This window comes from Granulicella paludicola (genome assembly GCF_025685545.1).
GTDB classification, from domain to species: domain Bacteria; phylum Acidobacteriota; class Terriglobia; order Terriglobales; family Acidobacteriaceae; genus Granulicella; species Granulicella paludicola.
On sequence record NZ_JAGSYC010000019.1, the window covers coordinates 146,111 to 172,784 of the forward strand.

At 55.1% G+C, this 26,674-nt stretch carries 21 protein-coding genes and 2 pseudogenes; 17 read left to right on the forward strand and 6 right to left on the reverse strand.

The window, feature by feature from the left end; genetic code table 11:
* Window positions 1-111 precede the first annotated feature (111 nt).
* Window positions 112-354 (forward strand): helix-turn-helix domain-containing protein, encoded by a 243-nt coding sequence (locus tag OHL14_RS20170; RefSeq protein WP_396270793.1) that lies wholly within the window; start codon window positions 112-114, stop codon window positions 352-354.
* A 418-nt stretch (window positions 355-772) separates the two neighbouring features.
* Window positions 773-2,380, forward strand: a complete 1,608-nt coding sequence (locus OHL14_RS03135) for a tetratricopeptide repeat protein (RefSeq protein WP_396270802.1) — start codon at window positions 773-775, stop codon at window positions 2,378-2,380.
* Here the strand turns inward: OHL14_RS03135 and OHL14_RS03140 are convergent.
* Window positions 2,369-3,565 carry a cytochrome c3 family protein gene (locus tag OHL14_RS03140; protein ID WP_263377854.1) on the reverse strand — a complete coding sequence of 399 codons (1,197 nt, stop codon included), beginning with the start codon at window positions 3,563-3,565 and terminating at the stop codon, window positions 2,369-2,371. The two genes, OHL14_RS03135 and OHL14_RS03140, sit on opposite strands and share 12 nt — an antisense overlap.
* 231 nt (window positions 3,566-3,796) lie before the next feature.
* Between OHL14_RS03140 and OHL14_RS03145 the strand changes: the two genes are divergently transcribed.
* The 7 genes from OHL14_RS03145 (at window position 3,797) to OHL14_RS03175 (ending at window position 14,857) form a co-directional block, all read left to right on the forward strand.
* The gene (locus OHL14_RS03145) at window positions 3,797-7,183 is read left to right on the forward strand and encodes a TonB-dependent receptor (RefSeq protein WP_263377855.1); all 3,387 of its coding nucleotides are present in this window, start codon (window positions 3,797-3,799) and stop codon (window positions 7,181-7,183) included.
* A 231-nt stretch (window positions 7,184-7,414) separates the two neighbouring features.
* Entirely contained in the window at window positions 7,415-9,013 is a 1,599-nt protein-coding gene (locus OHL14_RS03150; protein ID WP_263377856.1) for a CRTAC1 family protein, read from the forward strand.
* A gap of 78 nt (window positions 9,014-9,091) precedes the next feature.
* Complete coding sequence (locus tag OHL14_RS03155) at window positions 9,092-10,447, forward strand: glycoside hydrolase family 30 protein (protein ID WP_263377857.1); 1,356 nt, start codon at window positions 9,092-9,094, stop codon at window positions 10,445-10,447.
* A 1,035-nt stretch (window positions 10,448-11,482) separates the two neighbouring features.
* Window positions 11,483-12,721 carry a site-specific integrase gene (locus OHL14_RS03160; RefSeq protein WP_263377858.1) on the forward strand — a complete coding sequence of 413 codons (1,239 nt, stop codon included), beginning with the start codon at window positions 11,483-11,485 and terminating at the stop codon, window positions 12,719-12,721.
* Window positions 12,718-13,698 (forward strand): tyrosine-type recombinase/integrase, encoded by a 981-nt coding sequence (locus OHL14_RS03165; RefSeq protein ID WP_263377859.1) that lies wholly within the window; start codon window positions 12,718-12,720, stop codon window positions 13,696-13,698. Before OHL14_RS03160 ends, OHL14_RS03165 begins: the two co-directional genes overlap by 4 nt.
* A 176-nt stretch (window positions 13,699-13,874) precedes the next feature.
* The gene (locus OHL14_RS03170) at window positions 13,875-14,126 is read left to right on the forward strand and encodes an ATP-binding protein (RefSeq protein WP_263377876.1); all 252 of its coding nucleotides are present in this window, start codon (window positions 13,875-13,877) and stop codon (window positions 14,124-14,126) included.
* A 206-nt stretch (window positions 14,127-14,332) separates the two neighbouring features.
* Window positions 14,333-14,857, forward strand: coding sequence for a hypothetical protein (locus OHL14_RS03175; RefSeq protein WP_263377860.1), 525 nt, complete (start codon window positions 14,333-14,335; stop codon window positions 14,855-14,857).
* A gap of 116 nt (window positions 14,858-14,973) precedes the next feature.
* On the opposite strand, the gene OHL14_RS03180 is transcribed toward OHL14_RS03175, so the two are convergent.
* A complete protein-coding gene (locus OHL14_RS03180) occupies window positions 14,974-16,509 on the reverse strand; it encodes a flavin-containing monooxygenase (protein WP_263377861.1) in 1,536 nt (511 codons plus the stop codon).
* A 169-nt stretch (window positions 16,510-16,678) separates the two neighbouring features.
* Here OHL14_RS03180 and OHL14_RS03185 point away from each other — a divergent pair, with 169 nt between their 5' ends.
* Together OHL14_RS03185 and OHL14_RS20175 are read left to right on the forward strand one after the other, a co-directional pair.
* Complete coding sequence (locus OHL14_RS03185) at window positions 16,679-17,254, forward strand: IS110 family transposase (protein WP_263377862.1); 576 nt, start codon at window positions 16,679-16,681, stop codon at window positions 17,252-17,254.
* A gap of 116 nt (window positions 17,255-17,370) precedes the next feature.
* Window positions 17,371-17,756: pseudogene (locus tag OHL14_RS20175) on the forward strand (transposase).
* 438 nt (window positions 17,757-18,194) lie between these two features.
* On the opposite strand, the gene OHL14_RS03195 reads toward OHL14_RS20175, so the two are convergent.
* Entirely contained in the window at window positions 18,195-18,626 is a 432-nt protein-coding gene (locus OHL14_RS03195) for a hypothetical protein (protein WP_263377864.1), read from the reverse strand.
* A gap of 982 nt (window positions 18,627-19,608) precedes the next feature.
* Between OHL14_RS03195 and OHL14_RS03200 the strand changes: the two genes are divergently transcribed.
* Window positions 19,609-21,303: a hypothetical protein gene (locus OHL14_RS03200; RefSeq protein ID WP_263377865.1), complete on the forward strand. Its 1,695-nt coding sequence runs from the start codon at window positions 19,609-19,611 to the stop codon at window positions 21,301-21,303.
* 186 nt (window positions 21,304-21,489) lie between these two features.
* Here OHL14_RS03200 and OHL14_RS03205 read toward each other — a convergent pair whose 3' ends face one another.
* Together OHL14_RS03205 and OHL14_RS03210 are read right to left on the reverse strand one after the other, a co-directional pair.
* On the reverse strand, window positions 21,490-21,933 hold the full coding sequence (locus OHL14_RS03205; protein WP_263377877.1) for a transposase: 444 nt from the start codon (window positions 21,931-21,933) through the stop codon (window positions 21,490-21,492).
* A gap of 102 nt (window positions 21,934-22,035) precedes the next feature.
* Entirely contained in the window at window positions 22,036-22,755 is a 720-nt protein-coding gene (locus OHL14_RS03210; RefSeq protein WP_263377866.1) for a helix-turn-helix domain-containing protein, read from the reverse strand.
* An 81-nt stretch (window positions 22,756-22,836) separates the two neighbouring features.
* Between OHL14_RS03210 and OHL14_RS03215 the strand changes: the two are divergent.
* From OHL14_RS03215 to OHL14_RS03225, 3 genes and pseudogenes are all read left to right on the forward strand, one after another.
* A pseudogene (locus OHL14_RS03215) lies at window positions 22,837-23,535 on the forward strand (DUF1738 domain-containing protein); the annotation flags it as partial.
* The gene (locus OHL14_RS03220) at window positions 23,535-23,951 is read left to right on the forward strand and encodes a DUF6908 domain-containing protein (protein ID WP_263377867.1); all 417 of its coding nucleotides are present in this window, start codon (window positions 23,535-23,537) and stop codon (window positions 23,949-23,951) included. The pseudogene OHL14_RS03215 and the gene OHL14_RS03220, both read left to right, overlap by 1 nt.
* An 84-nt stretch (window positions 23,952-24,035) precedes the next feature.
* Window positions 24,036-24,359 (forward strand): ParB N-terminal domain-containing protein, encoded by a 324-nt coding sequence (locus OHL14_RS03225; RefSeq protein WP_263377868.1) that lies wholly within the window; start codon window positions 24,036-24,038, stop codon window positions 24,357-24,359.
* A gap of 184 nt (window positions 24,360-24,543) precedes the next feature.
* On the opposite strand, the gene OHL14_RS03230 is transcribed toward OHL14_RS03225, so the two are convergent.
* Window positions 24,544-24,813 carry a helix-turn-helix domain-containing protein gene (locus tag OHL14_RS03230; protein WP_263377869.1) on the reverse strand — a complete coding sequence of 90 codons (270 nt, stop codon included), beginning with the start codon at window positions 24,811-24,813 and terminating at the stop codon, window positions 24,544-24,546.
* Between the two features lie 102 nt (window positions 24,814-24,915).
* On the opposite strand from OHL14_RS03230, the gene OHL14_RS03235 reads away from it, so the two are divergent.
* Window positions 24,916-25,569, forward strand: coding sequence for an RNA polymerase sigma factor (locus OHL14_RS03235; protein WP_263377870.1), 654 nt, complete (start codon window positions 24,916-24,918; stop codon window positions 25,567-25,569).
* Window positions 25,570-25,614: 45 nt separating this feature from the next.
* Window positions 25,615-26,674 (forward strand): hypothetical protein (locus tag OHL14_RS03240; protein WP_263377871.1); only part of this gene is annotated, 1,060 nt, incomplete at its 3' end.

The window sequence follows — 26,674 nt, forward strand, 5'->3', positions numbered from 1 at the left end:
GCCTGCGCTTGGGAAGAACATTGCCCCTTTATCAGACCATGTGATTGACCGGAGCATGGGATACGGATTGGGTTTGTAAGCACGAAGAGCTATTCATAACAGGAGCGAACCATGCAGGCATTCAACGGCGCACAGAAGAAACCACCCTCAAGAGCCACGATACCAGCCGAGGCAAAGTTGCTGGTCAGTCGGGAGGAGGCAGCCCAACTACTCTCTATCAGCCAACGTGGGCTCGACTACCTAATAGCGAACCGACGCTTACCGACTCGAAGGATTGGCGGAAGGGTGCTGGTCCCTATGTCTGAACTGCGTAAGTATGCGCGCGGAGATCATCCTGAAAACATCGTGGCCTAGTGAGCTTTGTATCCGATCATTTGCGACAAAAAGCCTCCTAAACGACGCAGGTCATGCGGTGAACATCGCACCATGCGGCGATTGGAGCTATCAATCACCGCAGGTGGTGCGGCGAATGTACATATCTGAGCTAACGGATTGGCCCATCTACATCGTTTGAAATGGGAACGAGCTTTAGTCAGGACGGTAACCGTGTAGACGGTCGACGAGTGACCAAGAACCCGATTGCGGATTCAAGCAACGTGGGCCAGCCAGGTGACCGAAGGACTGTAATTGGTTACTAGCTTGCGAAGCCCAAGCGTTGGGCTCTGCTACGATTTTCGTCATGGTATCGCGGTCGTTCGGTGGAGTGTCTTCTATCCTTCTATGGCAAGGTGATGTGTGGGGCGCAACGTTTGCTCCGCTGTCGCTCATAGCCGTGTTAGTTTGCGTTACAGCCATTGGGGCTGCCCAAAGTGCTGCCTCTCGAGGCGACGCTGTCGCGTCAGTGCAGCTTCATCAAGCAGTTCTTGCGGCAAAGCGGGGCGATAGCAGTCAGGCGCTGCGGCTCGCGGAGGCCTTAATCGCATCGCATCCGAAGTATTCTCCTGCGCTAAAGTTTGAGGGATCTGTGCTTGAGCAGATGGGGAGGGATAACGAAGCGGAAAGAGCCTATGAAGCAGCTCTGCAGCTTGCCCCGAAGGACGTCGAGTTGCAGTACAAAGTTGGCGTCGCTCGGTTGCTCGCAGGCGATACCCAGGAAGCCATCGCACTCTTCCAGCAACGTTTACTGCAGGTTCCTCGCGATGGAGACACGCTCTTCTATCTGGCTCAGGCCTATCACTTACAGGATGAAAACGATCTCGCCCTTAAGACGATTCAACGGGATTTGAGCGTTCAGCCCGATAGCGTGATGGTCTGGCAAAAATATGGCGAACTCCTCTGCAGCTCGGGCGATAATGCAACAGCTCTCATTTGGCTCACGAAGGCACAGCACGCCGATCCGACGTTGGATCGCATCGATTTTGACTTGGGTGTGGCAAGTCTACGGAACGAAGATCTCGAGAGTGCGGCGCAATATGCCGCGAAAGCTGTTTCGCTTCGCTCTGGGGATTTGAGAGCCGAAGCCCTTTTGGCGGAAGTGGACGTGAAGCTGTCAAAGTGGCAGGAGGCCGAGGGTCCCTTTCTGCGAGTCCTAGCGGTGAAGCCGAAAGATCCCGCGTCATTGCTTGGACTCGGCCACTGTCAACTGGCGTTGAAGAACTATCAAGCAGCGGTGGAAACGCTCACTCGTTTGCTACAGCTAGATCAGACGATCATCCTTGCACACTTCTATCTGTCTCGTGCGTATGCAGGGCTAGGGCGCATGGCAGATGCCGACCACGAGGCGGAGCTGCACAGCAGGCTGGTGGAACAGGCTGGTTCCGTAGTGCCGACGGATGAGCGCGACGCGGAGAAGGCGACCCTAGTGCAGGCGCGTCAGCTTCTGCTGGACAACCATGAGTCTGAAGCTATTGAACTCTTCCGGCAACGCGCCAAAGGACCTACGGCAACCCCAGGCGCTCCGTACATGCTTGCAGGAGTGGTGTATCTATACATGGGCAGATCAGAGGACGCTGAACGGCTGCTCAAAAAAGCGCTCGCGATTGAGCCAACCGTCCGCGAAGCTCACACGTATCTGGGCCTGCTCGCTCTGCAACAAGGCGATTTGGAGGATGCCGAGCGCGACTTTAGGCAGGAGCTTGTGGCGCAGCCGAATTCCCAGTTGGCCGTGGCTGAGTTAGGGGAGGTCCGTTACCGCCAACAGCGCTGGGAGGATGCAGCGGAGCAATTTGTGAAGTCGAGAACGGTACAGCCCGCGCTGCTCTACATGCTGAGCGACTCCTACTTCCATCTAGGGAAGGTGAAGGAGGCTGACCTCACAGCCGAACTGGCTGTAGGGTATGCGAAGGACGATCTGACCAGCGTCCAGCGTGTCGTGGATCTCTTGAACCGCAATCAGCAGACGGAGCTGGCGCAGCGACTCTCTCTCCAGTTAGCGCGGTAGAGGTTCTCCGACCCGAACGATGCGGATGAAGTGATCTGTGAAGTCACCGTGCATGCTCGCGATGGTGACCTTCTGCATATGGCAAGTAGCACAATGGGATGTCGCCTTCGGGCAGAGACTGAGTGGGTGAGTTGCTGTTACGTTCTTCGAATCATGGCAGGCGAGGCACTTGTTGTCATACGAGACCATGTCTCGATTCAGCGGCTGATGAGGATCGTGGCAGGCAACGCATGTGAGGCGCTCGTCCTTTGTGGCGCGCCAGCATTTGCTCTCTTCCAGGCGATACGGCTGAAATCGAACGACAGCTGTCTCTGCTCCTTGACCATTCGATAGACTCGCGTCCGCGAACGATCGATGGCACGAGCCGCAGAAATCGATAGAGTCCGATGGCGAGAGCCTCGCAGGATTGAAAATGGCGACCTTGCTGTCTGGGGTAACAGCGTTTCCTGCATGAGTTGCCGAACTCATCGTATTCGAATGGTCTCGACCTGGTCCGTGGCAAGCTTCGCATCCTATGCCCGGCTCGGCGTGCAGAGGATCCAACCCGGCAGATGTAGTTGCATGCACCGTGTGACAGTTGAAGCAGGAGCGCGCGTCCTGAGGGCTTAGCTGCTGGCCGATGGCTTCTTGCAAAGACGAGGCGTGGGAGGGAGGAAGTCCGGTGGTGATATCGAGAGCCGCAATCCTGGTGTAGTAGCTGAGTTGGCTTTGATACCAACGCCCGTTCGCTGGATAGAGGAAGGTTCGCCCAAGATCTCCGGCACCGAACACCCAGCCAAGAGTCTGGGACGATTTGTGAAGGCCATCAGAAACCTGAAACTCCAACCCGGTTGTTTTTTTTGCGAGGGTATACGCAATTGCTGAAGTGTTGAGGGTTGAACTGAGATGTCCTGCGGGGAAATCGTCAGCGCCGGCGACCGTGGCGGCGCGCTGCATCGAGGTCGCCCGCTCGGTTTGCGTATGGCATTGGAGACAAGTCTTTGAACCTGCGTAGGCCCTGAGTGGAGAGGTAGACTTCGTCGGCCACCACAACTCCGTCTCGAGCCGCTCCTGTGTCGTCACCTGCGTGGAGCGCTCGATCGTGGATTGGGCGTGCAGAGGCTGCGACAGGAAGCTGATGCACAGGAGACCCAGCACAGCAGTGCAGGACGCCCTGCTCGAGAACAGCTTCAGATTCCATCGCAATGACCGTGTCCAGTTCGCGAGGCAGTTGCGTGCCATACATAGTCGTTTTTCGAAATAGTTGACAACCATAAGACTGCTCGTATTGAATTACTTCGATTTTCAAAATGCAAATAGACAAACGTTAGTCTTTAACGAAATGTCTCCAGCATGCATACGTTTGCAGGGAGAAGTATGACACGGATTTGGAACGCAATCAGGGTTTTCGCGATCGGGTTTGCTTGTGCGTTGAGCATGAGCGTAGCAAATGGACAGGCCACGAACTCGGGTGATATCCGTGGCATCGTGACCGATTCCACAGGCGCGCTTGTATCGGGCGTTACGGTCACCGTGACCAACGTCGATACGGGAATTGTCAAAGTCCTTGAAACGAACAACGATGGGCTTTATGACACGTCTTCCATCGTCGTAGGCACGTACAGCCTAAGTTTCGCGAGAGATGGCTTTAAGACATTCACGCGTTCCAAAGTGTCCTTGCAGGTGGGCACTTCCACGGTCAATGCGGCTCTCGAGGTCGGCGCGACCGGCGATACGGTCGTCGTCAACACGGACATTCCGCTTCTAGATACAGAGACGGGAACTCAGAAGACGACGTTTGAAGCGAAGTCGCTACAAATCCTACCGAACGTCGGCCAGGACTGGGAGAACTTTGCGATTCTCATTCCCGGGTCTGCAGGCGTTGCCGGTGGCGTAAATCCGGGCCAGCAGATCTCCGCCAACGGAAACCTGCCGTACAGCAACGTCCTTGCTGACGGCGCGTCCGTAACCCTTGGAACCAGCTCGAATGCAGACGTGAACGTGTTTGAGACCGTGCAGGAGGTGCAGGTCTCCACCTCAGCCTTCTCCGCACAATACGGTATCGGCGGTATCATCTTCAACCAGATCACCAAGGGCGGGACGAGCCAGTTCCACGGCTCCGCGTATGAGTACTTCCAAAGCAGCCAATTCAACGCAAACAGCTACCAGTTCAACGGCACAGCCGTGCAGCTTCCGAAGCTTCGCTACAACAACTTCGGCGCTTCGGTTGGTGGACCTATCGCCATCCCGTTCACTGGTCTGCGCAAAAAGGCGTTCTTCTTCTTCGATTACGATCAGATCGTCAGCCACAGTAACACCAGCGCGACGAATGATATTCCGACAACCGATGTGCTGGGCGGCAACTTCAACGGTCAGAACATGCAAACCATTTACGATCCAACGACGCAGACGATCGGGCACGATGCGAACGGAAATGCGTATCCCATTCGCCAGTCGTTTGCAAGTGAGTATGGTTCAAACATCGTTCCAACCGCCCTGTTCGATAAGGTCGCTGCAAACTTCAAGAACTTCTTTCCGACGCCGAGCAACCACATTGCCGGAGGCCAGTTCCTTCCCGGTACGGGTATCGATGGCGAAGGCATAAACCACAAGAACTTCAACGCCCAAGTCCCTCAATCCAGCCCCGAAAGGCGTTACTTCGGACGGATCGACTATGACGTCAATGCCAAGAACCGCATTACGGGTTCTGTTACAGAGGGAGACACTCCGGGATTCTCGCCAGCGACGGTCGCTTTTGCTCCGGTGGGAACCAGCAGCTCGGACGTGTCGCGGCTAAACCTCCAGATCACCGATGTCTTCACGATCACTCCGCACCTTATCAATGAGGCGCGCTTCGGGTTTACCTATCAGGGCAACTTCTTTGGCGATGGAACGCTCGGCAAGGGCTATCCTCAACAGCTGGGCTGGCAGTTCGCGAAGGCGGATGAGATCCCCGGCGTCCAGTTCATCACAAACTATCCGTACGCTTGGATACAACCCAGCTCCAATCAGTTCATCTACAAAGAAAACGTGTTCGACCCATCGGATGTGGTCACGCTCGTGAAGGGTAAGCATGTCCTGCACTTCGGTGGTGAAGTCGGCATCTATCGCAATGACAACACTCCATATGCTGCTATCAACCCAGGCACGTTCCAGTTTTCAGGACAATACACCCAGCATTGGTCTCTGAATGCGCAAGGTGTGGCTACGCCGGATACAAATACAGGAGCCGACTTCGCAGACTTCCTTCTGGGTGATGCGTTGAATTGGAGCGCACAGAATGGCGGCGAATATGGTGCTCGGTTGAAGGATCCTCAAGTTTTCGTTCAGGACGATTACAAGCTTCGTCCGAACCTGACCTTGAACCTCGGAATTCGCTATCAGGTGCGCCTAGGTATCAGTGAGGTGAAGGGCAACGAGGGCGTCTACGATCCTACGGTCCTGAATCCCGCAAACAATACGCCCGGTGCCTACTGGTACGGCGTGACCCATGCCAATGGACGAACGGCGCTTGAAACCAACAAGTACACCAGTGTTCTTCCGCGCGTAGGTTTCGCCTATCTGCCTCACCCGAACATGACGATCCGTGGTGGCTTCGGTATCTATGCCTACAACCTTAGCCTCGACACCTACGGCGGAGGTCTTGGCAACGTCAACACTTTCTCGGGAAACTATAACGATCCCACGAATGGAGTGATTCCCGGTATTAAGTTCGATGGACCCGGCACGGAGAACGCCACCGGCACACCTTTGCCGTATGTATCTCCGGGGACAAGTCCAACCCGCTTCAACGGGCAGAATGCGACGTACACCCAATACAACACTCCTGACCCCAAGATCTATCAATACAACCTCGGCGTTCAGCAGACCATTGGGACAAATATGGATTTCGAGCTGTCGTTTGTCGGTAGCCACGGGTTCAATTTGAACTTCCCCACGGACATCAACCAAGTCCCTACGGCAAGTTTGTCTGTCAATGATGCGAATGCGCGCCCGAATTCCAACTATCAGCAGATCAACGGGAGTACGAACAACGCCATCTCGAACTACAACTCGCTTCAGGCGCAGGTCAACAGGCGTCTCGCGAGTGGCCTGAGCTTCAACTTCAACTACACCTGGTCTCACTTCCTGGATGATCAGGATTCCTCGGGCTTCGGAAGCCGCGCGGGCCCGATCTCAAGGCAGTACGCCGACGCGCCGTCCAACTACAGCAATTCGAACTTTGACGTACGCAATGCTTTCAAGGGACGCATCGTCTATGAGCTTCCTGTGGGCCGAGGTCGTCAGTTTTTCAATCACAATATATTGGTGGACGAAATCCTCGGAGGATATCAGGTCTCGAGCACCATGCAACTGCAGAGCGGCAATCCATTCTCTATCTTTGCCACGAACCAGAACACCTATGCTGAACCAGGCAGCGGCAGCAGTCCGTTTGTTAACTACTCAGGACTTCCGCTTTACACTGCAGGAACACGCAGCATCCATGAGTTCTATAACCCGTCTGCGTTCACCTTGCCGGCGAACGGAACCTTCGGAAACGTAAGACGCAACTCTGTGTACGGTCCGGGCCTGGAATATGTCAACATCTCGGCGGGTAAGAAGTTCGATATCCACGGAAATGTGAAGTTACAGGTTCGGCTCGATGCAACGAATGCTTTCAACCATCCGAGCTTTGGGAATCCCAGCGGCAATCTGAACAACGGTCCAGGGCAACAACCCGGACAGGTGTTCACGCAGACGGGCAGCTTCAATACTGCCAACCAGATCACGTCAGTGACTGTCGGTGGACGCAATCTGCAGGGCGGTTTGCGTCTGGAGTTCTAGCTTATCCATAACCCGGAGAGGACGGCAAACCTGCCGTCCTCTTTTCTCTTTAGCTCCTGCGACAGAAGCAACTGGAAACCGCAAGTATAAAGTGAAAATGCGATGAGACGTAACCTGATGCAGCGTCGCGACCTTCTTCTATGTTGCCTCGCTATTGCTTTTTGCGGATACGGCAGGCTGGCATCCCAGACCCCCCCCCGCCAGTCCGCCGCAAAGACGCATTCTCCAAGTGTGCCGATCGTCTTCGAAAACATCATCAGCAAGTCTCGCGTCGGTTTCACTCAGAAGAGCAGCACCAGCCCGCACAGATACTCCATCGAGACGATGACGGGTGGTGTCGCCCTGTTCGACTATGACAACGATGGCTACCTCGACATCTTCTTCACAAACGGGGCATCGATTCCCTCGTTGGAAAAAACAGACGCAAGTTTTGCCAATCGTCTATTCCATAACAATGGCGACGGCACATTTACGGACGTGACTGACAAAGCCGGAGTGGGTGGGCTTGGCTACTCCATGGGGGTAGCAGCAGGGGATTACGATAACGACGGTTTCGAAGACCTCTATGTGACTGGTGTAAACCACAATCAGTTACTGCACAACAATGGAAATGGCACGTTCACTGACGTCACCGCGAAGGCAGGTGTTTCCGGCATCCTTCCTGCCTCGGGTAAATCGTGGGCAGTCACCGCTGGATGGTTTGATTACAACAACGATGGCCTGCTCGATCTGCTGGTGATCAACTACCTCGATTACGACATCAGGACTGCCGCCAGTTGCAGTCAGAACAAGATCGTCACCTATTGCTCTCCCGATGACTTCAAAGGTGTGCCGAATATTCTTTACAAGAACAATGGGGATGGGACCTTTACCGACGTCTCGCTTCCGTCCCGCGTGGGCCAGTTCACAAATAAGGGCATGGGGGTTGCGTTTGCAGACTATGACGATGACGGTTTTACGGACGTCTTCGTCTCAAATGACACCTTCCCAAACCTGCTGCTGCACAACAACGGAGACGGTACGTTTACCGACGCCGCACTCAATGCCGGCGTCGCCTATAACGAGATGGGGAAAACGGTCGCGGGCATGGGCACTGAGTTTCGCGATCTTGATAACGATGGCAAGCCTGACATCTTTCACGCTGCGATGTTCGGCGATGCTTTTCCGCTGTATCAAAACCTTGGCAATGCTGAGTTTCAAGACAGCACGAGTGCTTCGGGTCTCACTGCCCCCACGGTTCGCAGCACTGCGTGGGGAGTCGGGGCCTTCGACTTCGATAATGATGGATTGAAAGACCTATTCACGGCGGACTCCGCCATCCTCGACAACTCCATGGAGATCGAACACCGACCATATCAGCTTCCAGACCATATCTACCGCAATCTTGGTCACCTAACATTCGCAGAGGTAAGCGCGTCAGCTGGTCCTGCTTTCAAGATCGCGGCAGCTCACCGTGGCGCAGCCTTCGGAGACCTTAATAATGACGGGAAGATCGACGCGGTTGTTACCGTTCTCAATGCTTCACCCGAGATACTTATCAACCGCACAGCCTCCGGCAATCACTGGATCATTCTGAAGCTTGTCGGCGTGCAGGACAATCGCGATGGCCTTGGTGCGAAAGTGAAGATCACCACCTCGCACGGAAGTCAGTACAACGAAGCCACTACCGCCGTTGGCTACAACTCCTCCAGCGATAAGCGAGTTTCTTTCGGTTTAGGAGACTCGACCATCATCGACAAAATCGAGCTTGCATGGCCTACAGGGGGGAAGCAGATACTCACCCAAGTTAAAGCTGACCAGGTGCTCACGGTCGTCGAAAACGCAAAATAGAAGTGTGAGGTTTTCATGTTTAGATCGGACACTGTTGCATTCGTTGCCGTACTTGCTCTGATGAGCTCTTCCGTCGGGATGGCACAATCCAAAGCAGGAGTTGATGTCTGGCTCACAACGGCAGATCGGACGTCGCTGTTTGCCGAGCAGAGCCAGCGCCTTCAGTTCGAAAAAGCGGCGCCCGGCCGTAGCCCGGAGATTCAAGTAGATGATTCGGAGCGCTTCCAGACGATGGATGGGTTTGGTTTCGCGCTAACAGGTGGAAGTGCAGAGCTATTGATGCGAATGTCTCCGGAGAAGCGAACTGCCCTGTTCAAGGAGTTGTTTGCCACCGGGAAGGGAAGTATCGGTGTCTCCTACCTACGCGTGAGCATCGGTGCCTCCGATATGAACGAGACGGTGTTCACCTACGATGATCTTCCTGCAGGCCAGACGGACCCAACGCTTTCGAAGTTTTCGCTCGGCTCTGACTACAAGGATGTCATCCCGGTATTGAAGGAGATCCTGGCGATCAATCCGAAGGTATCTATCCTTGCGAGTCCATGGTCGGCGCCCTCATGGATGAAGACGAACGGTTTACCGAAGGCCGGCAGTCTCAAGCCGGAATGGTATGAGGCCTACGCGCAATACTTCGTCCTCTATCTGCAAGCGATGGCAGCGGAACACATTCCGATCCGAGCGATCACTATGCAGAATGAGCCTGAGAATCCCCACAACACCCCCAGCATGGTGATGCATGCCGAGGAGGAAGCGGCATTCCTTGGGAGCGCCCTCGGGCCTGCGCTCAGAAAAGCCGGTCTAAAGACCGACGTGATTCTCTGGGACCATAATTGCGATGATCCTCGCTACCCGCTCACAATTCTCGCGAACTCCGCGGCAAACCGGTATGCGAAGGGTTCTGGCTTCCATCTCTATGCCGGATCGATCGATGCGCTCACCAAAGTTCACGATCAGTATCCAGCAAAGGACATCTACTTTACCGAGCAGATGGTGATCCAACCGAATCGTGATCAACCGCTGCATATTGCTGAAGCCGTCAGTCGTCTTACCATCGCAGCGCCGCGTAACTGGAGCCGAAATGTCCTTCTATGGAACCTCGCGTCCGATCCGCAAAACGGCCCGCATACGAGCGACGGTGGTTGTCCGATCTGCCAGGGCGCTATCACGCTTGCGGGTGATGAGGTCGCGCGCAACCTTGCCTATTACACGATCGCGCACGCTTCCAAGTTTGTTCCGCCCGACTCGATAAGGATTGGCTCTACAAGTTCTCTTTCAGACACGCTACCTGAAGTCGCATTCGCCACGCCCATGCACGCAACTGTGCTGCTGGTGGCAAATACTGGCAAGGTCCTGCAGACATTCCATGTCGGCTTTCATGGCAAAGTGTTTGTTGCGACGCTCGGGGCTGGAGACGTTGGAACCTATATCTGGTGAGGCGGTCTTGAGGTGTTCCCGCTAGCGCAGAGATCGTCAAGTGTCCCTTCAGACTTCATCTACTGGAAGAGCTCGGAACGAGCGAAGCGATTTCCTGGTCTGACAAACAGCCACCAAAACAGCCACTAAGGCACAAAGCCGGGAAATGTCGATTGGCGTCTTCCGGCAAAATGTTGATTCTAAAGGAGAAAGTGGTGGACGCGGTAGGGATCGAACCTACGACCAGTCGATTAAGAGTGGGCGTTTCGTCTCTTCGCTGAACCTCGCCGACTTTGGCGCGGATACCTATTTGAGCCCTTTCAGCTCCTGGCAAAATTCGTCATCAGAAGGTAAAACTAAAAGAATGGGACACGCCGAAGGGTATTGGCTCGTAACGCTTCGTTAGTATGTACCGTCTACCCTCGTCGAACTCGTGCAAATTTGAGTGGCTTTCTGCAGGTTGGATGACAGGGTATTCTCGGATGGCCCCACCTTGATCGGAATTCTGATCAATCATTTGAGGCGAGAGACTAGAGGTCGAGTGGCACTCAGTGCTCGACGTTTGCCAGGATCATTTGCCAGACGATGGGGAGATGCCAGTCAACATGCTTGCGATCGGTCTAAACGAAGATCAAGTCTGCAATCAATCGGATGTTTCAGCGCGGTGCCAATTCTGTGTGGTGTCGAATAGTATAGCGACGAGCCTCTATGGTGACGAGTTGAAGATGACGGTGTTAGATCACCTACGTCGCCGGCACAGGCCTTCACCAGCGCGAAGGCAATATCCTGTTGGCATGACCAAGTTTTCTCTCCGTTTGCTTGCGGGGTTGTGGGCCTCTTGCATCGCGGCCGCTGCAATCATCAGGGATCACAGAATCGGAGCCAGGCTGGGTGCAAAGGGGTTCCATCACTGCGGAGCGTTCCTTCTCTTGGGGCTGCTCCTGTTCCTTAGCTTTGACGGACCTCGCAACCGCCTATTCGCCTCCCAAAATTTTCTAAGATACGCAGGACGTACCTGAGTATTTCCACGGGCCTAACGGCGGAAGGGAAGTGTTGATGCGTCATAAACAATCAGGCTGGTCGACACTGCGGGCACGACACTCCGGTCTGCCCTTGCAGAAAGAGAGAGAGCAATATTTAGAACATCTAGCGCGACTTGGACGCAGCCGCTTTTTACTGGAAGCAACTGCTCGCTACCAGATCCACGTGATTCGGATCATGGAATTGACTGAAATGCGTACTGTCTCGATCGAAGAAATCAAACTAGCCGGTCAATCCTGGGCCGCAGATGTAAGCCCAAATCGAAAATGCTACGTGACGAGAGGGAGGCCCGGAACATTTATCAGAATTGCCAAACAATGGCTGGCTTTCCATGGCCACTTGGCTCGTAATCCTCTCCCCCCGCATTGGAGTCAAGTCAACCAATACGCCAAGGCTTTGTCCATTCAAGGTCTCGCCGCCTCTACCATCCATACTTACAAACGCAAGGTAGAGGCGTTCCTTCGTTGGGTAGCCTCCCAAAAACTTTCCTTAGAAACCCTAACCATTTCGAGCGTCAAAGACTATTTGGCGATCGGGCGCATCTCCGGAAAGAAGCCAGCCACTCTCGCGTGCCGCACCGTCAGCCTTCGTTCTTTCTTCGAATACACCGCGACGCAGGGATGGTCCCGCACAGATATCGCTCATCGGATACGAAGTCCAAGAGTATACCGGTATCAAGGCCCGCCGCGGGGCCCGGCATGGAAGGATGTGCTGAGGCTCATTCTTGGTTCGCGAGAGGCTACCTCTACGAATAAGAGAACACACGCTATCCTCTTGCTCCTTTCGTTTTACGGTTTGCGCGTGAGTGAAGTTGCGCGTCTACAACTGATGGACTTTGATTGGAAAAGCGGGTATTTCACTGTTCATCGATCGAAACAAGGAGGTATTCAATACTTCCCGATACGTCGTGACATGGGCGATGCGGTTATTCGCTACATAAGAGACGAACGCCCTAAGACGACGTGCCGACGTCTATTCGTGAATGTGGGGAAGCCTTTCGGCCCTCACAATACGTATCAGATTTACAGGTTTGTCCGCGCGGTAATGGAGCGGGTTGGCATCAAGGCGCCGAACCTGGGACCCCACGCGCTTCGCCACGCATGCGCAACTCGACTTCTAAGTCAGGGCTCGTCGCTCCAGGAGATCGCGGATTTTCTCGGACATCGGGATCTTCAGGCAGTTGGCATCTACGCTCGCCATGACGAACGGCTGCTTCGCCGCGTCGCTGCCTCAACTCTCACAGCGGTCTTATGAAACTTCAGCATGGTATTCAGAGATACATCGACGATAAGCGCGCTGCCGGTTTGAACTTTTCTGCCGACAGCGAATGGTTGGCTTCCTTCATTAGGCATGTAGGCGACATAGCATGCGGAAGCGTCAGTCTGCAGCAGGTGGTGACGTTTTTGGAGAGCCCCAGAAAGTCACCGAGTACTTGGGAGCGCAAACGCTATTTACTGGCCCGCCTCTCCCGATTCCTCGTACTGAACGAAATCTCGGAGCCATTCCCGCTTCCTGCCCCTAGGCGACCTCCGCCGCGTAAGGTCTTTCCCTATATCTATACACAGGGCGAAATTCGTCAGTTACTTTCCGCAGCCGTGGAGGCGGAATGTCCTTCGAAGGGCGTCTGCTTGGCCGCCGGGCACGTGATGAGAACCTATTTGCTTCTTCTCTACGGCACCGGAATCTCTGTCAGTGAAGGTCGGAACCTGATACGCAGCGATATCGACTTCAAGCTCAAAACCCTCGTCATCAGAAACAGCCGCGGGAAACCTTCCAGAAAGATTCCCTTTGGTCTCGACTTGTGTCTAATTCTTAGCAGCTACGATAGGATCTACAATTCAAAGCTCAGCGAAAAAGGCGGGCGGTTCTTCAATGGCCAAGGCGGTCAACGTCTCAATCGATATCACTTCGAGCGGTGTTTTCGAAATTTATGCCTAACCGCGAAGATTACCAGACGGGACGGCACTCCCTCCCCCCTCAAAATGCGTTACTTGCGAGATTCCTTCGCTGTCCACCGTTTGACAACTTGGATAAAGAAAGGCGTCGACCTCAACCGGATGATTCCGGCGCTTTCTGCCTATATGGGTTTTGTGTGGCTGGGTGGCAGTGCTCGCTACCTGCGATTCACTCCGGAATATTATCGATCCCAGCTGAATAAGCTGCGCCCGGACGGAGGGAAGCAACCTTGGAGGATCGATCCCCGTACGGTTGATTTCCTCCTAAATATATAAGTGCCTCGCCTGTTCATTCAAAACGGATGAAGGTCGCAGACACAGACTCCTTTGGCGGGTTATCAACTTTCAAAACGGAACTTATCTGAGACTTCCGGTGAGGGCCGGCTCTCTGTGTCTGTCGAATGCGGATACCGGTTGCGCGGACACCCGTCACAAGTGTGATTTCCCCCGAGATGTTGGTGCTTGTCTTGTCGGAGACAGTACAGGTAGCCATCGCCGACAATGGCCAAGGTATCAGCGCGGCCACATTACTGCGGCTCTTTGAGCCGTTTTTTTCAACTAAAGACTCAACGGGAAATGGCCTGGGGCTGTGGGTATGCAAGCAGATCATTGAAAAACATGGCGGCTCAATCTTGGTTCGTTCTCGCACATGCGAGCAGCACGGAACAGCATTTTCCATTGTTCTGCCAGTGTCAGCTCAATGATTCCATTTCGGATTGCCACAACCCACACAACGTCGTAAAACCTTTCTTCAGGACTCAATACGCGCATGATCGCCGAGGTGCGTTTCCAAGACTTCCTGTCCTCGAAACGTGACTCGGCTTGCATGCGCCAACCAGGAACGCTTGGGCGGATTGCCTCCGATTAGCCGACGTGGCGATACCTAACCAACAGCACGTAAGCTTTAGGAATGACGTTCCACACCCCTCGGACTCGCCTCGTTCGAAATATTTCTCGGCTCATCGGCTGGTTATTCGGCACATTCTGGGCGTTGCTGGGGGCTTCAGCTTTGCCGCGTCCCTATGATCGGACCGGCTACATTCTCGCCTTGGTCATCGCCCTCATATTCCTCGTGAGGCTCAGGAGACAAGAGCCGACCACCGCCGCCGCCAAGCCGCTTTTCAGAACGCCTGCCTACCTCATCGCCGTCTCAGCCGAGTTTCTCTGCATGTATGCGGCGTCGCTGCTGTTCCCTAGATTCGGCGCACAGCAGCAGGTCTACTCGGCTGTCGGTTGTATTGTCGGCCTCCACTTCATTGGCCTGTGGTGCGCGACAGGCAGCCGACGATTCCTGCGCATCACGGCCGGCATGTGCTTCGTGTCGCTGCTCTCTATGATCATGCCCTTCACCTGGCACACGATCGTTCTGCGCTATCTCCTGCTCGGAGCGGGCAACGCCATCGTCCTTTGGCTCGCCGCCAGCGGCACCGACTGAACACACTGGCCGCTGGCTGCATTGCTTACTGCAAGCCGACACATCGGTACGAACGGGATCGCTTCTTACTCTGCTCTACGGGCGCACAAAGACCATGCAGGAAGCCTTATCGCTGATTAATGGGATACGGGTATGCTTGCAACGAAGCGGGCGAAGTCTGCGTCATCGCGAGCGTCTGCGAGAGCTTGCAGTTGGCCTGCTTGCATGGGCGTTAGTTGATTGGAGCTCATGCAGCCGAATGCTTTGATCTCTTCTGCAAAACGCGCGGGCGCATCGGGCAGGCTGTCGCGGCCGTTCATGCGGAACGATGTCGGAGTGAGTGGGCCGAACATCAAGCCGCGTCCCAGTGCGGCCCAGTGCCCGAGATTCGGTTCTACTCCGGCCGCGCGTGCGAAGAGCAGGGCTGCGGCATGGCAGGGGAGTTCCTGCGGGCCGCCGCGCCGCGCACGATAGGCTTCTAGACCGGCTTGCAGCTCCTCGGCTGATGGCGCCGGTTGCGCACCGCTGAAGGTGTAGGCGATCCAACGTGCCTGCAGTTCAAGGACCGGGAAGTAAGGGCCGACAACACCTAGCATTCCGAGGAAAGCGAGACCGCGCAGCCGCGCCGGGAAGGTGAACTTATACAGATCAAGATGATGCTCGTCCGCGTTCAGCTCGCGGAGAATCTCTGCGAGCAGAAATGGCAGATTCACGTCATACCCTGTCCCAAACACGATGGCGTCGAAGTCTTCGCTGGTTCCGTCGGGGAAGTGGACGGTCTGACCATCGACCGACTCTATCCAGGGCTTCGTCACGATGCGGCCTTCGGCAACCAGGGGAAGGAAGAACTGGCTCTGGCTGATATTGGCTTCGAAGATGTTTTCCGATGGCCTGGAAGCTCCGAACTGCTCAGGGTTTCCCGCAGAGGCAAGGATAAACGCCCTCAAGCCTTCTCCGACGGCGGCCATTGGGAACGACTCTTCCGCGAGTGCGGCAAATCGGTTAAAGGCTACGTGGTCGGTGGGCACGCCAGAGATGAGTTTCGGCAGGATATAGCGCTGCTTGCGGTTCGTGACTACGACGCGGCTCGCACCCAGCATTGCCAGATCGCTTGCGATCTCCAGCGCACTGATGCTGCATCCCGCGACCAGTACCCGAGATCCGCGAAACGCCTCGGGACGCTTGTAGGAAAAGGCATGGCTTACACCGGCCGAGCCAGAAAAGGATTCGAGACCGGGCACTTTCGGATAAGCGGGTTTGTTGTAACGTCCGGTGGCGACAATGACCTGCTCGAATGTTTCCTCGCCGGCATCTGTGCGAACAACCCACTTGCCGTCGCTATCCTGTGACAACTCGCGTACGGGCGTTCCTAAGCGGATCGATGGGAGGAGATCGAACTGACGCGCATAACGCTCAAGGTACTCGCCCATCGCCGTATTCGTTGGATAGGTGGGCGTGGAGTCCTCATGCGGTAAGTCGCTAAAGGAAGTCATGATGCGGCTGGTGTTCGTGCGCATCAAAGGCCACACGCCGCTATGGCCCGGTTCGCCGCTCCACTGTCCGCCAAGCCGTGCGCCTTGCTCGAAAACAACCGGTTCAAGGCCCTCCGACTTGAGATAACGCGCTGCGACGATCCCACCTGGTCCTGCCCCAATGACGGCAACTCGTTGCATTCGGGAAACCCCTGCAAGTTACGATTTAGTCGTACCGCCTAACTATACGAAGGGAACACCGTTCCTACAAGGCGACTACGGCCATGTAGCACCGCCATCAACTTGAAAGCTCGGCAAGTACCGATAAATGGGATGAGCAGGTCCTCCGAAGGAGGAGCAGGCTGATGTCATGAAGAAGCGGATGCAACATCTCATCGAGGAAGTACCCCGGAAGCGTGGCCAGGTAGTGCTGACGATCGGCATAGACCTTGGTGACGTTTGGACCCATTACTGCACTCTCAACCAGCAAGGTGAAGTGATTGATCGAGCTCGCTTCAGGACGACGCCGAAGGCCATCGACAAGTGGTTCACCGACGTGCCGCATGCTCGAGTGGCGATCCAGGCCGGCTTGCATTCGATCTGGATTAGCGAACAGCTCAAGCAACTAGGCCATGAGGTGATCGTAGCGAACGTGCGCGAACTGCGAGCGATCTCACACAGCGACCGCAAGAGCGACGATGTAGATGCGGAGAAGCTGGCGCGTTACGCGCGACTCGATCCTGAGATCCTGCGACCGATCCCCCACCGTACCATCCGACAGCAGGAAGCTCTCACCCTGATCCGCGCTCGGGAGCTTCTGGTTCGACTGCGGACTGCGGCCATCAAAGCGGTACGTGGCTTGACGAAGGCTTGCGGCCATCGCATGCCCGCTTCGTCCATCACTTGCTTCGCGCAGCGAGGCCACGCTGTGTTGCCGCGGGGCTGAGGTTGGCGCTTGGTCCGATCCTCGCCCGGATCGCGGAGATGACACTCAAGATCAAGCAGTATGACCGAGTCATCCAACGTCTGACTCAGACCGAGTACGCCGAGACCCAGGCCATGATGACGATTCATGGAGTCGGCCACATCACCGCTTTGACCTTCGTTCTGACGCTCGGGGATAAGTCAAGATTCGGTCGAAGTCGAGACGTCTGCTGCTACCTTGGGCTACGACCAAAACGCAGTCAGCCGGGCGAACGCGACCCGGCATCACCAAGGCGGGCAACGCTTATCTTCGAAGTCTGCTGATCGAGTGCGCCAACCACATCCTGCGACCTCATGGTCGAGACTCTGCACTTCGACAGTGGGACCTGCACCTGGCTGCCAGAGATGGTAAGCAGGCGAAGAACAAGTCCGTCGTCGCGGTCGCCCGCAAGCTGGCCGTCTTGCTTCACCACCTCTGGACGACACAGCAGCCGTACATCCCGTTCTATCAGCAGGCCGCCTAAAGATGACCCTTTCACCCGTTGCGATGACACCTCGTTCCGATGACTGCGTGAGCGTTTTGGTCTCACAAGACCGTCTGATGAATAGAAGCATAGACTCTCCTCTCGGACCCCAACCGGCACCGAGTCCAGACCTCATCCGACTCATCAGAGTGCGGATACAAACCCAGTGGACAGCAACGTCAAGCGTAACAACAACAGTAAAAGCACAGTCGCTGATAAGGAAAACATTGACAGCTGGGACCTGCTCATACAAAACGCCCTTCTCGTCATCTGCGATATGGATGAGTGCATAAATCGCAAATGCGCTTATCAAGGCGAATGGGATTGGAAACGTGCATTGGCCTGATACCAGTAATTGATGCGTCAGGGGCGAGCTATTGCTACCGTACTCTGGATCCAGCCGCCGGCTCTGCTTAGGGGCGCAGGCGAGCTTGCCGTTCACTGCGCGTCGTTCGCAGCACGAAGGATAAATCGATGGCTCCTAGGATCGATCTGAACGTGGAGATAGAGCCAGTGGTCAGGGAAATTGTTGGTGATGGACAACGGCAGAACGGCCGGCGCACCTGGCGCGCCTGCCGCAGTGGGCAGGGTTTCTATGGTGATGCTCCGCACCCCACCGGAGCAAAGTCCATGGGCCCCGCCCATGAGGAGAAGCGTGCCGTCCTGCCGCGGGCTAAGCGTCGTTTCGCTTGTCCAATCACCCGATTTGCTCCTTTCCGGGCCTAAACAGTTTGCAAAACGTATCACGACAATCCGCACGGAAATCGGGCAATCATTGCGAATTTTCGTCGGTATCAGCGCTATCGCGCGGGCATTGAGATTCAGGGCCAGCAGTGAAATGGTTACAACGCATCGCAAACATTTGCTCATGACGTTAAGAACTCCGTGGTTCGCAGTCAAAGTCCAACCCACTCTAATGGGCTCAACCCTACTTCTTTCTCAATGTTGTTTTCTAAGTGTCGGCTCTCATAGATTCGTGACGACTGCTTACGTCCAGCCAGCTATCGGTTGGCGCCAAATCGCCAAGTCACTCATCGAGCCGTGATCGACAAAGGGAATTATCTCCTGCCAGGGAAGCTCTTTGGCTGAGTTCAGCCATTCGTCTACTTTCATGATCTCGCTTCGTTCACTCTGAAAAGAGAAATATCCCCTCTGGACACCGCTAAAGAGAAAAGAAAAGCCTAGACAAGCGAGAGAGAATCTCTGCGGAACTTTCCTTCCCGCAACGCCGTCCCATAGATCAGGTGCGCTAGAGCGCACGTATGCGGGAAACAAACCTCGCTGAGGTGAGCGAAGCGGGACAGTGTTTACGTTTTAGACCGGGGAGATGGTTTACAAGCCCCTTGCAGAGGAAGTGGCTCTGGTTCAGAGTCATGGCTGGCTAGGCCCGGTCTTAGTAAGATATCCCGCCGTCGAAGCGTTGGGAATGTGGGAATCCCGAAGGGATTTCCACTCCTCGGCATTTCCAACGCTGTTTGAGGGTGGTTCAAGGGCGAAACGACGTGTCATCTCGGTTCCAGATCAGAATGCCAGGCTGGTGGAATCAGAGGTAGCCGACCCGCACCCATGGGAAAAATGAAACGAAATCATAGCTTGCTCGGTCTTAAGTCTTAAGATTTTGAAGCGTCAGTGAGGCCTAATAATGAATGCGTGGAAGCAGATAGTTGCAGGCGCTGTTGCTGCAGTAACTGTTAGTGCGGGTGCGCAGGTGCCTGCGACTCCATCCGTGGCGGAGTTGGCGTTTAAGGATGGAAAGACGCATTTTCGGTCGGGCGAGCCCATGATGTTAGAGGTAACGTATCGCGCAGGAAGAGAAGGATGCTTCCTAGTGTCGGATACCACACCTTCCCCGATGGATGTGGTAGAGGTGACGCCGACAGACGGCACATTCCGGTGGATGCAGGGGAATGGCAACGGATCGGATGCTTCGGGTTGGGGAAAGCTGCAGGGGAACAAGTCAGCCGTTATGCGGCTGACGCTAAACGATCTATACCGTTTCGATGAGAAGGGCACGTACACAGTACGGGTACGAACGAGCCATCTGCGCTGCGGCGAGTTTGGAAAAGCGAAGCCGGAGGAACTAACGACGAATGCGGTTTCATTCGATGTGGAGCCGTTTGCAGTTGCCGATGAGAGGGCACTCGCCGAGTCTCTGGAACAGCAGATTCGAGCGTCGAAAAATGAACGCGAAGCGGACAGGCTCGCGAAGGAATTGGAGTATCTTCCGGGCGACGATGCAACACGTGCAAAACTTTCGTTGACGCTGAATGAGAAGACGTTTTACCCGTTCGGTGTTGACTTAGGGGATTCGCTATGGATCGCTCGCAATCGCGAGATGGTGGTGAAAACGCTGGAACAAGCCATTGCCGATCCGGCACAGGTGGACGGGGCTAGCTTCATCCCAATGGTGCTAGAGCTGAAGCGCAATCAGACGAAGCCTAGCGTGCAGTGTTGTATAGCGCAAGGGGCCAAGGAGCCTGACAATGTAGCGGCACAGTATATGCATGAGGTGGCGCTTTCCTTGCCTCAACGGACTGGAGAATCGCGGATCAGAGCGGCGCTGTCGGTGTTCGAGGCGGACGCGCGCGCAGCAGAGACTAACCCTGCGCTTACTGCGGACTATCAAAAGGCGCGGGAGATTGTTGTCACTCACTTCGACGAGATCAATGAGTACTCCGTGGAGACTGTACTGCGGGTCTATGGGAAGTATCTGGAAGACCGGAGACTTGTGCCTGATCTACAGAGGCTAATTGATCACAGCAGTGGAATCTTCACGAATAACCGCGTAGAGGCGATGAAGCAGCTTCAGAAGATTGAGCCTCAGGGTTTAGACCTGGATCTGGTGCAAGAGGCTTGTACTGACCACCCGGCGATGATTAAGGATGTGCGTGATCTAACAGCGACGGAGACTCTGCCTCATGTGGATGAGTGCCTTGGAACACGGCTGAGGCAGATTCTTGCGCAGCCTGTCGGAACGCGCATGGATCTGAGGTTGGATCGGACGATGGAATACATCGCAAGGTTTTCGGACGGCTCGCTGGCTCCTGAGGTGCTGAAGGCTTACGTTGGCCGTGATCCTAGTGACAGGCGATGGAGCCAGACAGCACGTGGTGCGGCGCTATGTTATCTGATGCGTTGGGACACGAAAGATGCATCGCCACTGCTGGCAGAGGTGATGCCAGATGGTGTAAAGCCAGATCAGTTTGTGTTGTTTAGCGTGGTGGCACCGGCGATGCCTTCCGCAGTGGGGCTGCGCACGTATTTCAGACAATGGATTGAGACGCATGGATCGGATGCAGGGCAGGTGGTGTACTTGCTAAGCCAAATAGGAAATGCGAAGGACAGAGAGTTTCTAAAACAGCGTTTGGAAGTGCTGCATGAAAAGGGTGAATCGGGGTTCAGTAAAGAGGACGGTCGGCTAGAAGTCGAGCTAGTAACGGCACAGATACGCGGACGAACTTGGGACTTTTCCGGTGATAGAGGGAAAGAAATTTCGCGGTCAGAGTGCGAGACGGCAGAGTGCAAAACTTATTTTCGAGTGGAGTAGTGCCGTGCATTAGCGTTGCGCCCTGGCGCTCCGCTTATCTAGAGGGACTACCGTCCATCTTGATGAAGACATTTCCGATTTCGGTCGTGAAAGCAGTTTCAAGATTCGGCCCACCAAAGTGGTCTGTTCTCCTTAGATTGTTCGTGGGATGGATTAAACTGTAATCTCCATCCCACGAGCGTTTATTTACGCGCGTAGGCTGGGCCTAAATCGCAGGTCGCTAACATCAAGTTCGCCCACTTCTAGATTGCAAAAGAAGACTTTGTAGAAATTCTCTTCGATCTTCTCGAAGCCGATGGCATCACCTCGGAACACCTTGCGGATGAAGACACGGCTCTTGTGCGAGCTAATATCGCCCGCATCGTTCACTCGCTGCGTCTGGAAGCTGCTCGGATATGTATACGCCTTTGTGTAACGGGGCAATAACCTCGTGCTTGGGACATACAGGCTTCCAGGCGTTTCCTGATTCAACGCCTCATGAGGTCGCTCGTGGTTATACACGCGACGGAATTCGTCGAATCGTTTCTGTTGAGCACGAATCGTCTTGGCCGACGGATTCGCCGTGTCTTGCTTCAACGTTTGATGCATCCTTACGTGGCGACCGTTCTGCTGAGGCTTGCCGGGTTGAATGCGTTAACGAATGATGCCGAGTCTCTGCCACTCTAATGACAACCGCGATAAGACAAGTATGCCTGTTCCCGAAAATGGCGATCCATTGTCCGTGCGTATGCGCTAGGTAACTCCAAACTCCCGCATCGCCGCTTCACAGATAGGACGGACATGTGCAGTGTCCATGCGCGTTATTGCCTGGCAGCGTATTAGATAACGACTGAAGGAATCGGTAATGGTGAACGGATCACAACGCTGACCATCACCAGTCCGAAACCATCCCTTGAAATCCATGCTCCACATCTGGTTCGGAGCCGTCACTTGAGAGAAAGGCTGCGAATAGGTCGTGGTGCGTCTTCGCTTGCGGACAGGGTTCGTCAAACCTGACTTCCGAAGTATCTCGCCGATCGTGCTTGCGGCTGGCCACGTTGCGTTCGGCTTCATCCGTTCCAGTCGTGCTTTGAGCTTGCGCGCTCCCCAAGACAGAAACCGCTTGCGAAGAGCAAGCACCTCGTTCATCACTTCATCGGGCGTTGCGTGTGAACAGCCGTGCGGTCTACGCGATAGATCCAGCAGACCTTCCGGGCCGACTTCGTTATAACGTCTGATCAACTTGTAAGCGGTTGGGCGGGATATGCCGTACTTGTGGCATAAGTCCGTCACTGACATCTCTTCCTTCTGATAGCTCGACAAAAACTGTAAGCGTTGGTCCACAACGCGACTCTCTTCCCAAGGCATAAACGCATTTTCTTGCGTCACGTCCTTTGTAAAAGAGCCACGCTGCCCGTATCTGTAAACCTTGTCTCCGGTACCTACTGAGGGCGCTGCCCTGGCGCGGCGCAAGAGGTCTCCCCATAATTTTTCTGCGAAAAATCACTGCGCTGCGCTTGCCCTGACGGGTGGGCGATACCCCTCCTCATTGCGCCTTGCCGCCCCGCCGTAGCGGGGATGTACGCATGGAACCAGCTTGGACGCCGTGTGAAGAAGGGAGAGAAGGGCATCCGCATTCTTGCTCCCATCATCGGCATCAAGCGCGAGCGGGACGAAGAGGCCGAGAAGGACATCACCAAGCAGAACACCCGCGTTCTTGTCGGATTCAGAAACGCCTACGTCTTCGATGTCTCGCAGACCGAAGGCGCGGAGCTTCCCGCCATGCGCGAAGTCTCTAGCGATGTGGGCGAGAACTATGACCGTCTCGTTTCCTTCATCAAGCTGCAGGGCATCGAGCTTGTCTTTACCGACAAGATCGCACCCGCTCTCGGTATGAGCTACGGCGGACGCATTGCCATCCTGCCCGGACAATCGAAGGCCGAAACCTTCGCTACGCTTGTCCATGAGCTAGGCCACGAGATGTTGCACAAGGCCGAGCGTCGCACGACCACCACTAAGACCGTGCGTGAGACGGAAGCCGAGGCCATCGCCTTTGTTGTGGGCAAGGCGGTAGGACTTGAGGCTGGAACCGCCAGCGCCGACTACATCAACCTCTATCATGGCAACGCCTCGCTACTGGCCGAAAGCCTTGAGGTCATCAAAGACGCATCCGCCGTCATCCTTGCTGCCTTGCAGCCACCGATCGCAGTAGAGGCAGAGATGCCCGATGCAGAACTGGCGAAGGTGGCCTAATGCAAACCATCCTTCGCACCCTCAAACAGGCCGGAGGTTGGCGCCACGGCCTTTACCTCAAGATCGAGAACCCGCCCTATAAGGCGTTGGTCATCGAAGCCACGGACGAATCAGGTCCATGCGGTCTCCCCGCTATCTCTGTCTGCCACTACGGCGAACAGAATGGCGATGCCATGCGCGACCCGGAGATGTGTTTCGAGCTTGGCATGGCAGGAGGGGCGCACCTTAACCCCTTCTACTACCGCCAGGACTATCTCGGAATCGAGCAGTGGAGTCGCACCATCATCCGCGACCAGTACGTTTACCTCGTCAGCTTGCACCAGCAGCATGAACGATTCGCCAAGGTGTGGGACAACAACCTGCGTTTGCAGGGCTTCGCCGAAGCCTTCGAGCAGCAGCAGACCCCACGCGCCTAACCTTTTCCGCCCCGGAGCGGATGGGACGCGCGTCTGCTCCACAACCTTAGTGCAATGCAACCGCGCTCGAAAGGAGCCATCACCATGAATACTGCTATCGTCAACGCCACCGAATACCGCGACCTTCCTTTAGCCATGCTTGCCGAATCCCCGACCAACCCCCGCCGTACCTTTGAGGGCGATGCCCCGAAAGAGCTTTCCGAAGGCATTCGCATCCAGGGCGTTCTCTCGCCCTTGCTTGTGCGGCCTGTTGCCGAACAGGGCTTTGAGATCGTCTTCGGCGCACGGCGTTACCGCGCCGCGCAGATGGCCGAAGTCGCAACCGTTCCTGTTCGCATCAAGCGTCTCACCGATGCCGAGGCGTTCGAGGCGCAGTTGGTCGAAAAACCTCTGCAAGAATCCACGTAAGAATTGCCGCGACTGTTACCGGATCAAGTGCATCATTGATCCGGTTGTAGGGTATCGGGTCAATAACGCATCCACCTCAACGTCCTCGCGAGCACGGGTTCGACTGGTAGGAAAGAAGCACTCTAAGTCTGCCAGGCCATATCGACCAAAACTAGGACGTTCAAACTCTGTTGACAGCATCTGCCTACGTTGGCAGCTCAAAGTTTGCAGCCTTCTCCACCCGACGGATGAAGACGGACGGACGAATATCCAGAGCCGTACAGATGTCAAATATTGAACGCAGAGACGGATTGGTCTTGCCGCGTTCTATCAGGCTGATGAAAGCGCGTTCGTATCCCGCTTTTGCTGCTAATGCGTCTTGGCTCATCTTCTGCTCGGCGCGCCGTTTGCGTAATAGCTCACCGAAGGCGACAGACGGGTCGGTTCTCGAATTGTCTCGCCTAGATGAGGTCACGTCTCACTTTGGCATCGCAAGTATATGACGCGCTGCGTATAATAATTGCGGAAGCGATTGTTGGGCACGAACTCTTACATCGGATCCACGGATTGGTGTCGAATGAGCTCTGAAGCAACCGCGTTACTACAACCCGGAATAGCCCAAATTGAGGCCGAACGACACGATCAAGATCGTGTGGCCGCTTTTCTTCAGACCGGAAATATAGAGCGATCTGATGAAGAATTGCTCTGCGATGCGGGGACGGGCTCGAGGAACTCCCTTGCGATCCTTTTCCAGAGACATGGGCCTGCAGTCTTCAACACCGCTCTTCGAATTTTGCAAGACGCCTCGGAGGCGGATGATCTACGCCAAGAAGTCTTCCTTTACCTTTTTCAAAAGGCGTCGCTGTTTGACGCGCAGAAAGGCTCGGCGATCTCTTGGATCATTCAGGTCACGTACCATCGAGCGATTAATCGTCGCAAATCCCTCATCTCACGCGGTCATTACAAGACAGACCAATTCGATGAGGAACTCGTCCCCTCCGATGTTGGAGTGCCATCTACAGACGCCATCGATGGGCGCGCCATGTTGAAACGTCTCCGGTCGACGCTTTCGGGAGATCAATGCTTAACTCTGGAAATGCATTTTTTTGAGGGGTACACACTACGCGAGATTGCAGAGAAGAGCGGACAGAGCCTTGGAAATGTTCGGAACCACTACTACCGAGGGATGGAACGTCTGCGTTCCGGGCTCTTCTCAGAAAAGCACGACTGAAGTGAGAGAAATGGTAGAGAATTGCTCCCAAGGGGGCCGAAGCTCGTGAACCGTCAACTACACATCGAGTTGGAAGCGATGACGGCTCTCCATGAATCTGAGTTGACCCAGGAAGACTGGGCGCTTCTGCAGATTCACTTGGCATACTGCCCAGAATGCAGTGAGAAGTTTGAGCAATACCAACAGATACTCTCCCAGATCGTTCCGGCGATGGCTGAAAGCGCTGCCCGCGAGACCTTGGAACTTCCCATTGAGTCCGCTGCAAGCTTTGAGGCCGCAGAGCGCAGACTCATGCAAAGTCTCCCCGCTCAAGAGCCGTCAAAGGCGAGTGAACCTAGCCGAGTGGTTCCCTGGAAAGTCGTGAGCCTGGCGCTGGCGGCCTGTTTATTTGGACTAGCCGCTATGGTGGGCGCGCACCATCTTAGCGAGCGAAAACATGATGTATCGGCGACAGGGCAGAGCGGACCTCCAGTGCCTAGCATCCGGCACTCGGAACCCGATCCGTTGCAGGCGCAACTCGCAAGTGCTCAAGAAAAGCTTGGGGCACTCGAGCGACAGGCCCAAACCTCAGCAAATGAAGTGGCTCAATCACGACTCGCGCAGAAGAATGCCGAACAGCAGCTGCTGGACGAGGAGTCTAAACGCGAGCAGATCGATACAGAGAGAGAACAACTGAAACAGCAACTTGCTGCCGTCCAGACGGAGGAAACGAAGCTCCGAGATCAAGTTGCCTCGGCCACGTCTGGTGCTCTCCAACAAGCGACGCAAAGAGAAGCCCTGGAGAACAAGGTTCATCTGTTGAGCGTCGAGCTCACGGAGAAGGAAACCGCACTCGATGCGAATCAGCGCATGCTCGCGTTGGACAAGGACTTCCTTGCCCACGATAGGGATATCCGAGACCTCATTGGAGCTCGGAATCTGTATATCGCGGACATCTTCGATACTGGAGAGAATGGGAAGACCGCCAAGCCGTTTGGCAGGATTTTCTATACGAAGGACCGCTCTCTTGTGTTCTATGGCTTTGATCTTGACAAGCAGAGCGGTGTCTCCCAAGCTGCTTCCTTCCAGGTGTGGGGAAGCGGGAGCGACAAGCAGCCTGTGAGCC